Origin of the sequence: Halorubrum kocurii JCM 14978 (genome assembly GCF_000337355.1) — an archaeon.
In the GTDB taxonomy this organism is placed as follows: Archaea; Halobacteriota; Halobacteria; order Halobacteriales; family Haloferacaceae; genus Halorubrum; species Halorubrum kocurii.
In genome coordinates, this window is sequence record NZ_AOJH01000062.1 from 1 (window position 1) to 13,705 (window position 13,705).

10 protein-coding genes and 3 tRNA genes are annotated in these 13,705 nt (G+C 67.4%); 3 read left to right on the forward strand and 10 right to left on the reverse strand.

Annotated elements, in window-relative coordinates; translation table 11 throughout:
• Positions 1-306: 306 nt before the first annotated feature.
• The 7 genes from C468_RS09585 to C468_RS09615 are packed head-to-tail and all read right to left on the reverse strand — an operon-like array spanning position 307 to position 9,340.
• Positions 307-1,119, reverse strand: coding sequence for a DUF7537 family lipoprotein (locus tag C468_RS09585; protein ID WP_008848686.1), 813 nt, complete (start codon positions 1,117-1,119; stop codon positions 307-309).
• Between the two features lie 46 nt (positions 1,120-1,165).
• Entirely contained in the window at positions 1,166-1,585 is a 420-nt protein-coding gene (locus C468_RS09590; RefSeq protein WP_008848687.1) for a NusA-like transcription termination signal-binding factor, read from the reverse strand.
• Positions 1,585-2,799: a DNA-directed RNA polymerase subunit A'' gene (gene rpoA2 / locus C468_RS09595; protein ID WP_008848688.1), complete on the reverse strand. Its 1,215-nt coding sequence runs from the start codon at positions 2,797-2,799 to the stop codon at positions 1,585-1,587. The genes C468_RS09590 and rpoA2 overlap by 1 nt, the downstream gene beginning before the upstream one ends.
• On the reverse strand, positions 2,792-5,713 hold the full coding sequence (locus C468_RS09600; RefSeq protein WP_049912167.1) for a DNA-directed RNA polymerase subunit A': 2,922 nt from the start codon (positions 5,711-5,713) through the stop codon (positions 2,792-2,794). Before C468_RS09600 ends, rpoA2 begins: the two co-directional genes overlap by 8 nt.
• Positions 5,714-5,719: 6 nt before the next feature.
• Complete coding sequence (gene rpoB, locus C468_RS09605; protein WP_008848690.1) at positions 5,720-7,549, reverse strand: DNA-directed RNA polymerase subunit B; 1,830 nt, start codon at positions 7,547-7,549, stop codon at positions 5,720-5,722.
• A gap of 1 nt (position 7,550) precedes the next feature.
• On the reverse strand, positions 7,551-9,116 hold the full coding sequence (locus C468_RS09610; RefSeq protein WP_008848691.1) for a DNA-directed RNA polymerase subunit B'': 1,566 nt from the start codon (positions 9,114-9,116) through the stop codon (positions 7,551-7,553).
• Entirely contained in the window at positions 9,113-9,340 is a 228-nt protein-coding gene (locus C468_RS09615) for a DNA-directed RNA polymerase subunit H (protein WP_004048733.1), read from the reverse strand. Before C468_RS09615 ends, C468_RS09610 begins: the two co-directional genes overlap by 4 nt.
• 356 nt (positions 9,341-9,696) lie before the next feature.
• On the opposite strand from C468_RS09615, the gene C468_RS09620 reads away from it, so the two are divergent.
• Both C468_RS09620 and C468_RS09625 read left to right on the forward strand, forming a co-directional pair.
• A tRNA-Asp gene (locus C468_RS09620) sits at positions 9,697-9,769 on the forward strand.
• A 29-nt stretch (positions 9,770-9,798) separates the two neighbouring features.
• A tRNA-Asp gene (locus tag C468_RS09625) sits at positions 9,799-9,871 on the forward strand.
• A 251-nt stretch (positions 9,872-10,122) separates the two neighbouring features.
• Here the strand turns inward: C468_RS09625 and C468_RS09630 are convergent.
• The 3 genes from C468_RS09630 to C468_RS09640 all read right to left on the reverse strand — a co-directional run bounded on the left by C468_RS09630 (position 10,123) and on the right by C468_RS09640 (position 13,206).
• On the reverse strand, positions 10,123-11,127 hold the full coding sequence (locus tag C468_RS09630) for a histone deacetylase family protein (protein ID WP_008848692.1): 1,005 nt from the start codon (positions 11,125-11,127) through the stop codon (positions 10,123-10,125).
• Positions 11,128-11,559, reverse strand: coding sequence for a histone (locus tag C468_RS09635; RefSeq protein WP_008848693.1), 432 nt, complete (start codon positions 11,557-11,559; stop codon positions 11,128-11,130). It abuts the gene before it with no gap.
• Positions 11,560-11,718: 159 nt separating this feature from the next.
• Entirely contained in the window at positions 11,719-13,206 is a 1,488-nt protein-coding gene (locus tag C468_RS09640; protein ID WP_008848694.1) for a single-stranded DNA binding protein, read from the reverse strand.
• Positions 13,207-13,473: 267 nt separating this feature from the next.
• Here C468_RS09640 and C468_RS09645 point away from each other — a divergent pair.
• Positions 13,474-13,546 (forward strand) — tRNA-Arg (locus C468_RS09645).
• Positions 13,547-13,705: the final 159 nt, after the last annotated feature.

The window sequence follows — 13,705 nt, forward strand, 5'->3', positions numbered from 1 at the left end:
GTATTTGCCGTTCGCCATCGTACATCCACTTCCGAACGGAGCTACTTAAGCGTCGTCTTTCGACACGGAGAAACGCCCTCAGATCGCTCGAACGGTACCTCTCGTCCGTTCTGAGGGTGTTTTGCGGACCGAGTACGGACTGGAAACGACGGGCGCTGGCTTCCGTTGAACCGGTAAGCCGGCGAGAGCGCCCGTCGTTTCGTCTGGAACCACACCGAGAACGCCTTCGCAAACGCGTCCGCAAGTCCGGTGTTCGCGGCGGCGGACCTACCCCGCGCTCCGGTCAACGGATCGGGCGTTCGCGGATCAGGCGCTCGTGTCCGCTCGAGCCTCCTCGACCCAGTCCGGCTCCGGCACCGTCGCGCCGAGGTCGCGGTAGTCGATGCCGACATCGACGGCCGCCTCCTGACTGCCGTGCGGGCCCGCCCACGACTGTTCGAGTCGGGGGACGACGCCGGACTCGTACACCTGGACCGTCGCCGACGCGGTCTCGACCGTCTCGGGGATGTTCCGCTCCCCCTCGAAGGAGTCGGCGGTGAACCGCGCGGCCGGCTCGTCGCGCACCTCGCTCTCCCCGTCGCTCGTCGGATTCCACAGGTCCAGTCCCTCGTACTCCGCCTCTCCGCCCGCGGTCTCCCCTTCGACGCGAATCCCCGTCACGACCTCCGCGGCCATCGCGTCTTCGAGGTCCCCGTCGGACCGGTCGGTCGACTGACGGGCGTACTGCGTCTCGTCGCCGACTCGCCGGCGGACCAACGCCTCGCCGTCGGTGACGTACAGTTCCGCCACGTCGGTCGCTTCGGTCTCGGTCAGCTCCTGTCGCACGTACTGGCGCCCGTTCTCGACGTCGTACGCGGACTCGTACTCCTGAGAGGGGAGCCACGCCTCCGGCTCCGCGTCGCCGTCGTGGGTCGTCTCCGCCGTCGAGAACAGCGTGGCGCCCTCCGCGTCGACGATCGCCTCGACGTGGGTCTCCGCGAGGGTCGCCACGTCGAGGCCGTCCTCGTCGCGCCAGTCCGCGTCGGGGAACGGGCGGTCCGCTCCGCCGCCGCCGAGACAGCCCGCGATTCCGACGGCGACTCCGGTCCCGGCTCCGAGGAGAAAGCGTCTACGGTCCATACTGCGACCAACGGGCGCGCCGGCAAAAGAGCGCGGGGTTCCGCCCTTAGGTCAGTTGGATGTCGTCGATGTCGTAGTGCCGCTCCGCCAGCGTCCGCGCCGTCTCGATGTTGACGCCGTCCGCGCCGATGGCGACGCCGCGGTCCGGCTCCGGGACCTCGACGTACGCGACCCGGTCGTTCTGTTCGGAGATCGTCACGGCGTTGACCGCCGCGGGCGCGAGCGCGCTTGCGACGAACGCCTCCGGCGTGTCCGCGTCCTCGACGAGGTCGACGGACTTGCCGAGCCGCCGCTCCGCCTCCTCGACGGTCTCGCCGGCCTGTCCGATCGCGGCGGCCATCTCGCCGGCCGGCACGAGGAACACGAGCCGGTCGCCCTCCACGAGGCAGTCCTTCGGCGCGACCCCGGTCAGCTCGTCGAAGCGACCGATGTAGCGCCGCGCCTCGTCGGAGAGCTCGACGCGCATCAGTCGTCGCCCACGACGCGCGACCCCATCCGGAGGTCGACGTCGCCGGTACCGAGCGAGATCGGTTTGCCGGCGATGACGTTCTCGATGACGCCGTCGAGCTCGTCGTACTCGCCGTGGACCGCGGCGTCGAGGAGGTGGTTGACCGTCACCTCGAACGCGGCGCGTGCGAGCACCGAGTCCTTCGAGCCCGAGATGCCGTGGCGACCGATCGATTCGATCTCGCCGTTGTTCGTCATGATGTCGGCGACGAGCATCAGGTGACGGACGTTCACGTCGTCGAGCCCCTGCTCTTCGAGGGTGTTCTTCGTCTCGTCGATGATCGTCTCGCGGGCCGCCTCGACCCCGAGGTTGCGGTAGATCTCGTGGATGTTGTTACACGTGGTGCGAGAGGCGTCGACGCCCTCGATGTCGAGGGTGTCGCCGAACGCGGACCCCTCGGTGTAGAGGACGAACTCCTCCTCGCCGTCGATCTCTTCTTTCCGGATGACGACGCGTTCGATCTCCTCGATCCCCTTGAACACGATCTCCCGGAGCCGCTCGACGAGCTGGAGCAGCTCGCGGTAGCTCGGCTCGTTCGGCCCGAACTCCACGACGGTCCCCGACTGCCGAGTGTTGACGCCGAGCGAGTCCTCGATCGTCTCGGAGATGATGGCCGCGACCTCGGACGGGTCCGAGTGGGTCGGCCACCGTTCGAGGAGGGTGTCGTCGTTCAGGTCGATCCGAACCAGCATGTCCGCGACGTTCGTCGACACGTCGCCGAGCGCGAGGATGCGCGTCGCTTCGATGGACCAGACGACCTCGTGGGCTTTCTGGCGGTCCGTGGCGTACTCGCCTTCGAGGTGGACCGTCATCATCGGCGTGTCCGGCGTCTTCCGGGCGTCCACCAGCTCGATGAGCCGGGGGAGGCCCTGCGTGACGTCGATCTCCGCGACGCCGGCGTAGTGGAACGTGTTCATCGTCATCTGCGTCCCGGGCTCGCCGATCGACTGCGCGGAGACGGTGCCGACGGGGTCGAGCGGGTCGACCCGCGTCTCGATGTACCGATTCTCGACGCCGGTGGCGATGTCGGTCGCCTGCTCGATGGTGACTTCACCGGTCTCCTCGGCCTTCCGGTCGATCGCCTCGTACACTTCGTTTTTGAGACGGCTGGGAAGCTCGGTGGCCTCCACGACCGCCTCGATGTCGTCGGTGACGTGGTCGTACTCAGTCATCCGACTCCACCCCCGAGGCCTTGTTCAGGCCCGGTCCGGAATGCTCCGAGAGGTTCGTCGGCGGCGCGCGCTCGCCGAGGAACCGGTCTTTCTCGTCGTCGGACTCGAACTCGGAGTCGACGACCCGGTCGACGATGTCGTCGACGTCGATGCCGTCGCCCTCGCCGGAGGAGACCTTCACCGGCGAGGTGCCGTCCTCGCCGAACTCGAACTGGACGATCCGGCCCGAGGTGTCCCGGACCGTGCCGTCGTACTGCGCCTCCAGCTCGGAGAGCGCGTTGATGAGCCGACGCTGGAGGTAGCCGGACTTGGAGGTCCGGACCGCCGTGTCGACCAGCCCCTCGCGGCCGCCCATCGCGTGGAAGAAGAACTCCTCGGGCGTGAGCCCGCCGCGGTAGGAGTTCTCCACGAAGCCGTGCGCCTCCGCGGACAGGTCGTTCTCCTTGTAGTGGGAGAGCGTCCGGTCCTCGTAACCGCGGTTGATCCGCTCGCCGCGGACCGCCTGCTGGCCGACGGAGCCGGCCATCTGCGTGAGGTTCAGCATCGACCCACGGGCGCCCGAGCGGGCCATCACGACCGCCGGGTTGTCGTCGCCGAAGTGCTGATCGGCGATCTCACCGGCCGAGTCGCGCGCCTTCCCGAGCGTCTGCATGATCTTCATCTCCAGCGTCTCGTCGACGCCGCGGCCCGGCAGCGACTCCAGCTCGCCGGCCTCGTACGTCGCGATCAGCTCCTGGACGCGGTCGTAGGCGCTCTCGATGGCGTCGTCGACCTGCTCTTCGGCCTCCGGCGGAATCGACTCGTCGTCGATCCCGATCGAGAAGCCGAAGTGCATGATCGCGCGCATCGCCAGCGACGCGATCTCGTTGATAAACACGCGCGAGCGCGTCTCGCCGTACTCCTTGGTGAGGGTGTCGACGACCTCGCCGCCGAACGCCCCGACGGCGTCCTCGTCGATCGTCCCCTCGACCAGCTGGCCGTTCTCGATGAGCACGCTGTCGCCCGTCGAGGAGGTGAAGTCCAGCGAGAGGTCGTCGGGGAGCAGCTCCGAGAACAGCGTCCGGCCGGTCCAGAACTCGCGCCCCTCGTCGTCGACGCCGTCCGCCTCGGGCAGCTCGTCGACGCGAGTCGCGCGCAGCAGGTCCAGCGCCTGCGTCTCGGTGAATTCGGGGTTCGAGTGCGTGAGCAGGTACGTCCCGGAGATGTGGTCCTGAATGGCGCCGATGATGTTCCCGCCGAACCGCGGCGAGAGGATCTGCTCTTGGACACGCATGAGGACGCGCGCCTCGGCGCGGGCCTCCTCGTTCTGCAGCGCGTGCATGTTCATCTCGTCGCCGTCGAAGTCGGCGTTGTACGGGGGACAGACGACGGTGTTGAGCCGGAACGTCTTGTACGGCATCACCACGACCTCGTGGGCCATGATGGACATCCGGTGCAGCGAGGGCTGCCGGTTGAAGATCACGATGTCGCCGTCGACGAGGTGGCGGTTGACCTCCCAGTCGGCCTCGACTTTCTCGGCGAGCTCCTCGCAGTTCTTCTCGGTCACCTTCAGCCGGCGGCCGTCGGGGCGTCGGACGTAGTTCGCACCGGGATGAGCCTCGGGCCCGTTCCGGACGTACTGACGCGCCTCCTCGACGTTGCGCTCGGTGACGTTGAGTGTCTGGGTCATCTCCTTGGCGACCCGGTCCGGGACGCCGACCTCGTTCAGCGAGAGGGTCGGGTCGGGCGAGATGACGGTCCGGGCGGAGAAGTTGACGCGCTTCCCCGACAGCGAGCCGCGGAAGCGGCCCTCCTTCCCCTTCAGCCGCTGGCTGAGGGTCTTGAGGGGGCGGCCGGAGCGGTGCCGCGCCGGCGGTGTCCCGCTGATCTCGTTGTCGACGAACGTGGTGACGTGGTACTGGAGGAGCTCCCAGAGGTCCTCGATGATCAGCTGCGGGGCGCCCGCCTCGCGGTTCTCCATGAACCGCTGGTTGATCCGGATGATGTCGACCAGCTTGTGCGTGAGGTCGTCCTCGGAGCGCTGGCCGTTGTCGAGCGTGATGGAGGGTCGGGTGGTGACCGGCGGGACCGGCAGCACCGTCAGGATCATCCACTCCGGGCGGGAGTGCTCGGAGTCGATGCCGAGGACCTCAAGATCCTCGTCCGGGATGTCCTCGAACCAGTCGCGGATGTCCGAGGGCATCAGCTTGTTCATGTCCTCTTCGGTGAGGTCGACGTCGAGCGCCTTCTCGATGGCGCGGCGGTCCTCCTTGCGCGGGCGGAACTCGCCGGCCATGATCTCGTTGATCCGGTCTAAGGCGATGTCCGTCTTTTCGGCGAGTTCCTGCGGCGAGGTGCCGGGGTCGTCCTCCTCCTCGTCGGGCTGCATCGCGGCCGCGATGCGCTCGGAGTAGTCGCCCGAGAGCACGTCCTGAACCTCGTAGTACGTGGTCGGCTTCTCGTGTTTGATGTCCGCCTGCGGCTCGCCGCAGAACGGGCAGGTCGACGCCTTCCGGGCCTGCCGGACGGCGGCCTTCAACACGTCGTGCTCGTCGTCGCCGAGCTCCTTCGCTCGCTCGTAGCGGTCGCGGAACTCGTCGCGCTGGGCCTCGTCCAAGGCGAGCTTGCCGCACTCGCGGCACGTCGAGCGGAGCAGCCGCCGGATGAGCTTCGTGAAGCCCACGTGGATGACGGGGGCCGCGAGTTCGATGTGGCCGAAGTGGCCGTTACAGGAGCCGGAGTGAGAGCCGCAGGTCCGACACTCCAGGCCGGGGTCGATGACGCCGAGCCGCGGGTCCATCAGCCCCATGTCGATCGGGTAGCCGTCGTCGTCGTACGTGTCGGCCGTGATCACCTTCGTCGCCGACATGTCCCGGTACGTCTCCGGGTCCATGAGGCCGAAGTCGATGCCGCCGAGCACTTTCGGTGTTTGCATTGACATTTAAATTGCGTCCTCCAGTTCGAGTTTCGGTCGGATGCCGAGGGCGATCATCTCGTCGAGGAGGAGCTTGAACGCGTAGCTCACCTCGAGCTCGTGGATGTCGTCCTCGTCGCCCGTGACCGGGTCGTACACTCGGCGCTGCTCGCGGTCCTCGACGGCGACGAGCCCCGTTTCCGCGGAGACGTGCACCGTCTCGGCGTCCGAGGACTCCAAGAGCCGTTCGTTGAGCACCATCGACGCGCCGTGGCCGATGATCGTGTCGCGCTCCATCTCCCCGACGCGCAGGCCGCCCTCGCGGGCGCGGCCCTCGGTCGGCTGGCGCGTGAGCACCTGCACCGGCCCGCGCGAGCGGGCGTGGAGCTTGTTCGACACCATGTGGTACAGCTTGTGGTAGAAGATCGTCCCGACGAAGATCTCCGCCTCGATCTTCTCGCCGGTGACGCCGGAGTACATGACCTCCTTGCCGGAGGATTTGAACCCGTGCTCTTCCAGCCCGCCGCGGAGCTCCTCCTCGTCTTCGCCCTGGAACGGCGTGCCGTCGACCCGCGAGCCGCGCAGCGAGCCGACCTTCCCGCCGAGCATCTCCAGCACGTGGCCGACCGTCATCCGGGACGGCAGCGCGTGCGGGTTCATCACGAGGTCGGGGACGACCCCCTCCTCGGTGAAGGGCATGTCCTCCTGGGGCGCGAGGTGGCCCACGACGCCCTTCTGGCCGTGTCGGGACGCGAACTTGTCGCCCAGCTCGGGGACGCGCTGGTCGCGCACCTTCACCTTCGAGAGCTTGGAGCCGTCCTCGCCCTCCATCAGCGTCACCGTGTCGACGACGCCGGACTCGCCCGAGCGCATCGTCACGCTCGTCTCGCGGCGCTTCTGCGGGGAGAGCCCGCCCATGTCGTCGGGCTCCTCCAAGAAGCGCGGCGGGCTGGTCTTGCCGAGCAGGACCGAGGACTCGTCCACCTTCGTCTCGGGGTTGACGAGGCCGTCCTCGTCGAGGTGGGTGTACGCGTCCTCGCCGCGGGCGCCGCGCACGTCCTGGTCGGGGATCTCGAAGCGGTCCTCCTGTCCGCCGGGGTAGCGCCGCTCCTCGCCCTCGTAGGTCCGGAAGAAGTGCGAGCGGGTGAGCGCGCGGTCGACGGAGCCCTGGTTCATCACCAGCGCGTCCTCGATGTTGAAGCCCTCGTAGGACATCACGGCGACGACGAAGTTCTGCGCCGCCGGCCGCTTGTCGAAGCTGATCTGGTCGGACGTCTGCGTCTTCACCATCGCCAGCTGCGGGTAGTGCAGCAGGTGCTGCCGCGTGTCCGGTCGGATGCGGTAGTTGGCGGAGGGGAGCCCGAGCGACTGCTTCATCATCCCCGCGCCCATCGTGATCCGGGGGCTCGCGTTGTGCTCGGGGTACGGGATCATCCCCGCGCCGATACCGAACACGAGCTGCGGGTCGATCTCGAGGTGCGTGTGGTCCTCGGTCACGTCCTCCTCGTCGACGGCGACGAGGATGTCCTCCTCCTCCTCGGCGTCGATGAACTCGACGTAGCCGCGCTCGACCAGGTCCTCGAACTCGACCTCGCCGCGTTCGACGGCCTCGACCTCCTCGTCGCCCAGCAGGGGCTCGCCGTTCTCGACGACGATCAGCGGGCGGCGGGCGCGTCCCGCGTCCGCGTTGACGATCACTTCCTGGGTCCGGTCTTTGACCGAGACGTTCACCATCTCCGAGACGTCGCCGCGTCGGCGGGCCTCGCGGATCTGTTCGGCGAGGGCCTCGGGGTCCGGATGGGTCCCGACGAGGCTCCCGTTGACGTACACCTTCGCTTCGCGTTCTGCCTGAGCCATATTAGTCGTCCGCCGTCTGTCGTTCGACGCCCTCGATGCCGGGAATCCCCTCGACACCCATCGACGCCAGTTCTCGTTTCAGCCCCTGTTCGTCGTCTACGGTCTGTGAGAGCTCCATCGCCTGCGCGAAGTTCTTCACGAGCCCGCAGTTCGGCCCCTCCGGCGTCTCGGAGGGACAGATGCGACCCCACTGGGTCGCGTGAAGGTCTCGCGCCTTGAAGTGCGGCTGCGAGCGCGACAGCGGCGAGCGCAGGCGTCGCAGGTGCGAGAGCACGCCCATGTAGTCCGTCCGGTCGACGAGCTGGGAGACGCCGGAGCGGCCGCCCACCCAGTTCCCCGTTGCGATCGGGTGTTCGAGCCGCTCGGTCAGCACGTCGGAGCGAACCACCGTGTTGACAGTGAGTTCGCGGTTCCGCATGTTCGCGCGTTCGAGCTGGTACTTCACGTCGCGTGCCAGCTTGTTCAGCGCGGTCCGGAACAGGTCGCGCATCAGGTCGCCGGAGACCTTCAGGCGCTTGTTCGCGTAGTGGTCCTTGTCGTCGGCCTCGCGGCGGTCCAGGGCGAGCTCGAAGCACGCCTCGGCCATCCGGCAGAGATAGTACGCCTTGTTGATCCGCACGTCCTCCTCTTCGACGCCCTCCTCGTGGAGGTGCGGGAGGAGGTAGCGGTCGATGACGTAGTTCGCCCGCTTGAGCTGGTAGTTCTTCCCCTGACCGGAGGCGACGCGCTCGCCGAGGGTCTCGATGGCCTCCTCGGTCGTCTGCACGTCGGCCTCCTCCAAGTTCTCCAGCATGAATTTCACGATCTCGGGATCGTCCGAGACGCGGTGGACGATCTCCTCGTCGGATTCGAGCCCGAGCGCGCGGACGAGGGTCACGAAGTCGATCGAGCCCGAGACGGACGGGAACGACACTTCGAGCAGCCCCTCGCGGTTGCGCTCGCACAGCACTAAGGCGCGGTAGCCGCGGCGCTGGGAGAACGTTTTCGCGACCTGGATCTCGTCGCCGTACTTCGAGTCGTACTCCGCGAGGATCTTGTTCGGTGCGAGGTCCTCCGAGGTCATCAGCACGCGCTCGGAGCCGTTGACGATGAAGTAGCCGCCGGGATCGACCGGGTCCTCGCCGATGTCGATGAGCTCCTCGTCGGAGAAGCCGGCCATGTTACACTTGTCCGAGCCGACCATGATCGGCATCCGGCCGACCTTGGTCTCGGTCGTGTCGACGACCTGTTCGGGCTCGTCCTCGCCGCCGCGCACGATGGACATCTCCATGAACACGGGCGCCGAGTAGGTGATGTTCCGAAGCCGGGCCTCTTGGGGGTACAGCAGCTCTTCGGAGCCGTCGGCCTCGCGAACGCGCGGAGTGACCATCCGCACGTCGCCGAGTTCGACGTAGACGGGCTCCTGGCCCTCCTTGTCGCCGATGTCGGTCTCGATCGTCTCCTTCTCGTCGACGACTTCCTGCATGCCGCGGTCCAGGAAGTTGTTGAACGATCGGAAGTGGTGTTCGGCGAGCCGTTCGTCCGAGAAGTACTCGCGTGACACCACGCGTCGGTCTTGCCTGTTCATGAGACGACTAATCGGTACACGACCGCTTCCTCGGTCGTGCGGGAGTTTCGAACGATCTTCACCACGTCGCCGACCTCTGCCTCGTCGGGGAGCGCGGGATCAGTGCGTTTGATCTTCGGTAGGTTCGTCCGTTTCACGTCGTACTCCGCCAGAACCTCGTCGACCTCTTCGGGCTCGAGGAGAACGTGGTCCGGGACGAGTTCGTGTTGGCTTACGTCTACCATGGGTGGTGGTTATTGAAAGAAGCTATCACGAGATACTACAGATCGCTATATGCGCCAACGTCATAAGGCTTGCCAAGCGGCTCCGCCGCGCACGGCTCACGGCGACGGGGGCGTGCGATACTCTTACTCATGCGGGTATCACACAAAAGGGTACCGCCGCCCGTCGGATAGAGCGGTCCCGTGAGCAGAGACCGGCGCACTGCACCCAAGTCGTCGGGGGACGGCCGTCTCGCCCGCTCTCGCGGCTCCCCAAAAGTCGCGCGACGACGACGCCGTCTTTCCCTGTCACCTATCCCCACTGTCGCTGGGGATGACAAGCCTTATTTGCCAGACAGGGGTACGGATGATTGCGACAAGCCCGGATGGTGTAGTGGCCCATCATACGACCCTGTCACGGTCGTGACGCGGGTTCAAATCCCGCTCCGGGCGTCCCCACGCTTCGGGGTCTGTCGCTGTTTGCCCGGATGGTGTAGTGGCCCATCATACGACCCTGTCACGGTCGTGACGCGGGTTCAAATCCCGCTCCGGGCGTTCTCTGTCGACTCCGACCGGCGAGCGTAGCGAGCCGTACCGGGGTCGACGAACTCTCGGTAAGGATGTGAACCCGATCAGTCGCGTGCAGCGACCGACGGGAGCGAGCACGTCTGATTCCGGTTCAAATCCCGCTCCGAGCGCTTTCGACGAACAATACGGCGAGCGAGGCGCGGAGCGCACTCCCTCACCTGGGACGAGCATCCCTCACACACTCGACGCCGTAAATGCCTATCGTCGGCCTTTCGGATTCACAGGTCGAGCAGCTCCCGCAGTTCGGCCACCAGGGACTCCGTCTTCTCGTCGGGGTCCTCGTCGCTGTCGACGGGAGTGCGCCCGTCGAACGTCTCGTGGACCATCGAGACGCCTTCGGCCAGCGTGTCGAGCCCGTATCCGCCTTCGAGGACGTAGGCGGTCGCGGCCCCGATATCGTCGGTCACCGACCGGAGCTGGTCGGTCATCAGCGCGTATCCCTCGGAGGAGACGCGCATCCGCGAGATCGGGTCGTGCCGGTGGGCGTCGAACCCGGCCGAGACGATCAGGAGGTCGGGGTCGAACCGTTCGAGCGCCGGCGCGATCGCCTCGTCGATGGCGTAGAGGTAATCAGCGTCGCCCGCGCCGGCCGCGAGCGGGAGGTTCACGGTCGTCTCCTCGCCCTCGTCGCGGCCGGTCTCGTCGAGCGCGCCGGTGTCCGGATACAGCCCCTCCTCGTGGATCGACGCGTAGAGGACGTCGTCGCGGTCGTAGAACACGTCTTGGGTTCCGTTCCCGTGGTGTACGTCCCAGTCGAATATCGCGACGCGGTCGGCGGCCCCGTCGTCGAGGACCGTTTGGGCCGCGACGGAGGCGTTATTGAAGAAGCAAAAGCCCATGGCGTCGTCGGGGACCGCGTGGTGTCCCGGCGGCCGTCCGAGCGCGAAGGGGGTGTCTCGTCCGTCGGCGCCGTCGAGCGCGGACCGGGCCGCCCACTGGGAGAGGCCGGCCGAGGCGAGCGCGGCGTTCCACGTTCCCTCGCTCGCGACGGTGTCGGGGTCCCAGCTCCCCCCGCCGTCGGCGACGAAGGACTCTAACTCGTCGACGTACTCCGCGTCGTGGACCGCGACGACCTCCTCGCGCGTCGCCGGGTCCGCCTCCGCGTACTCGACGCCGTGTCGCTTCGCCAGCCCGCGGCGGATCGCGCGCAGTCGGTCCGGGTTTTCCGGATGCCGTTCGCCGGTGTCGTGTTCGAGACACCGCTCGTTGTAGCCGAAGCGCATCTACTCAAATAACGCGAAGTACGTCTCGATATCCTCGGCCTGTACGGTCCGTCTGTCAGCGTGACGCGCGAGCGTCGCGGCGGCGCTCGCGACGTTCTCGGCGTAGTCCTCCAGGATGTCGGCCAGCGCGATGCGGGCGTCGACGCCGACTCGATATCGGTCGTCGATCCGGAGCCGGGCGATGCGGTCGATCGGCGCGACGGGGAGGGTGAGCTCCTCGCGACTGATCACCTGTTCGACGCCGAAATCGGACGCCATCAGCGTCTTTCGCCCGTCTTCGGTTGCCCGTTCGGCCGCGCCGATCGCCAGCTCCGCGCCGTGCGCTTGGATCCGGCGAGCCAACTCCTCGGCGGCGTCCGCGCTCACGCGGAGGTCCCCGGCGTTCCGCCGGATGATCCCGTCGACCGGCGCGAACGGCAACTCGACACTCATACACACAGTCGCGTCCGTGTACCGTATAACGCTTTCCGTTACCGCCGTCTCCGCGCCTCAGCGCTGGCGTCGTGGCTACTCGATGCGTCGCTGTATCGCTCGGCGTCTCGCCGCATCCCCCCGCAGTTCGCTCTCCCCGTGACGCCGTGATCGCGGCGACTAGAACACGTCGTCGGCGTCGATCGTCCCGTCGCGTTCCGTCCCGCGAACCGTGACCTCCTCGCCGAGCCGCAGGCTCGCGTCGGTCTCGACGCTTTTCGTCTGCTGCCCGTCGTCCAACACGACGGGGTCGCCGGTCTGGACGACCGTCCCGGTGAACTCGACGCCGTCGGTCGTCGAGGCCGCCGCGGCTGCGGCACCGCCGGTTCCGGAACCCCCGCTATCGCTCTCGTTGTCTCCGGCCTCACCGGCGACGGCCTCGGCGGCTGCCTTCTGTCCATCCTCGGCGAAGGCGCCGAGCCCGGTGTCGCTCGCGCCGCGGCCGTCGCTCCCGGTGCCGGTGTCTGACGTCCCCGCCGTCGCCCCACCGGTCGCGTCGCCCCCTTCGTCGAGGACGGTGACGGTCGAGCGCCAGTTCGCGGAGGCCTCGAGGTCGTCCTGCCAGCCGTCTTGGATCTCCACGTCGGTGAAGACGACGCGGTCGGCCAGTTCGATCTCGCGGTCGGCCTTGTCCCCCCACAGCGCGACGCGGATCTCGCCGGTGTCGTCCTTGATGCGGACGTTCCGGACCTGTCCCTCCGAACCGTCGTCGCGGTCGAACGTGCGCTTCGGGTCGGTCTCGATGACGCCACCGCCGATGTCGACTGTCTCTCCGATCTCTAAGTCGGCGACGTCGGTCGTCTCCGGGACGTACTCCACGTCCTCGTCGACGCGCTCGACGGTGCCGCGGTCGCCGACGTGGAGCTCCAAGTCGCCGTCGCGCTCGCGGACGTAGCCGTCGCCGACCTCGACGACCTCGCCGGCCTCGAACTCGTCGGCGAGGTCGGCCTTGCCGTCCCACAGCGTGACGCGCACGCGACCCGTCTCGTCGCCGACGGTGAGGTTGGCCACGCGCCCCTCGCTGCCGTCGTCGCGGTCGAACGTGCGGATGGAGTCGGTGTCGAGCACCTGTCCGACGAGGTCCACGTCCGACGCGCCGAGCGAGAGGTCCTCGACGCGGTAGGTGTCGAGCACCTGCACGTCGACCTCGGCGTCCTCGTCGGGTTCGACCTTGTCAGCGCTCACCTCGAGGCCGCTGTACCCCTCCTTCGGGCGGCCCATGACGCGGAGCACCTGGCCGATCTCAAGCTCCTCCTCGGCCGCGGCGGCCATGTCGTCCCACAGCGCGACGCGCACGGAGCCGGAGGCGTCCGCGACGTCGACGTTGCAGACGCGCCCCTCCTCGGCCTCCTCGTCGTCGCGCTCGAAGGTGCGGACGTCGCCGATGGACGTCACCTTCCCGAGGAACTTCACGTCGTTCATACCGGGCTCGATGTCGGCGATCGTGTCGGCCTCTTCGTCGCGCAGCTCGTGCGCGATGAGCATCGCAGCGGTCTCCTCGTCGGCCAGCCCGCCCATCTGCTCGACCTTGTCCTCGACCGCCGCCTCGAACTCCTCGAACTCCACGTCGGTGTCGAGATCGTCGTAGACGTCCTCTATCACTCCCATACGCGTACCTCATCGGTTATCGAGTCCGCGGATAAGCGTTGTCCTTGTGGGGGTCTCACGGTCGAATCGGCGCGTTCGGTCCGCGGGATCCGCGGCGTCGCCGTCCCGGGTCGGAGCGTCGTCATACCCGTCCATCGGTCCCATCGATACAAAAGGTGTGCAATCCCCCGCGCGATCGCGCCGGTCGGACCGAGACGTGTGGGACCGTTCGTCACGGGTCTCGCGGACCGTAACCGTCTTAAGTACCAGCGCGGTACGTTCATTTGAGTCCTGGTAGGGTAGTGGACTATCCTCTTGGCTTGCGGAGCCAGGGACCGGAGTTCAAATCTCCGTCAGGACGTTTTCGGATGCACTGAACGGCGAGCATCGCGAGCCGTGCGTACATCCGAAAACGCCGCGGAGATTTGAGCAGAAAAGTCGCAGCGGCCGAGCGAAGCGAGGCCGACCGTCTTTCCGAGTTCAACTCTCCGTCAGGACGTTCACTTTGCTGCTGTCTCAC

What these genes read in the sequence shown, in the direction of transcription:
- rpoB (WP_008848690.1), bottom strand. Translation starts at nt 7,549, where the DNA reads ATGGCTCAGGCAGAACGCGAAGCGAAGGTGTACGTCAACGGGAGCCTC.
- C468_RS09615 (WP_004048733.1), bottom strand. Translation starts at nt 9,340, where the DNA reads ATGGTAGACGTAAGCCAACACGAACTCGTCCCGGACCACGTTCTCCTC.
- C468_RS09610 (WP_008848691.1), bottom strand. Translation starts at nt 9,116, where the DNA reads ATGAACAGGCAAGACCGACGCGTGGTGTCACGCGAGTACTTCTCGGAC.
- C468_RS09600 (WP_049912167.1), bottom strand. Translation starts at nt 5,713, where the DNA reads ATGCAAACACCGAAAGTGCTCGGCGGCATCGACTTCGGCCTCATGGAC.
- C468_RS09635 (WP_008848693.1), bottom strand. Translation starts at nt 11,559, where the DNA reads ATGAGTGTCGAGTTGCCGTTCGCGCCGGTCGACGGGATCATCCGGCGG.
- C468_RS09630 (WP_008848692.1), bottom strand. Translation starts at nt 11,127, where the DNA reads ATGCGCTTCGGCTACAACGAGCGGTGTCTCGAACACGACACCGGCGAA.
- C468_RS09590 (WP_008848687.1), bottom strand. Translation starts at nt 1,585, where the DNA reads ATGCGCGTCGAGCTCTCCGACGAGGCGCGGCGCTACATCGGTCGCTTC.
- rpoA2 (WP_008848688.1), bottom strand. Translation starts at nt 2,799, where the DNA reads ATGACTGAGTACGACCACGTCACCGACGACATCGAGGCGGTCGTGGAG.
- C468_RS09585 (WP_008848686.1), bottom strand. Translation starts at nt 1,119, where the DNA reads ATGGACCGTAGACGCTTTCTCCTCGGAGCCGGGACCGGAGTCGCCGTC.
- C468_RS09640 (WP_008848694.1), bottom strand. Translation starts at nt 13,206, where the DNA reads ATGGGAGTGATAGAGGACGTCTACGACGATCTCGACACCGACGTGGAG.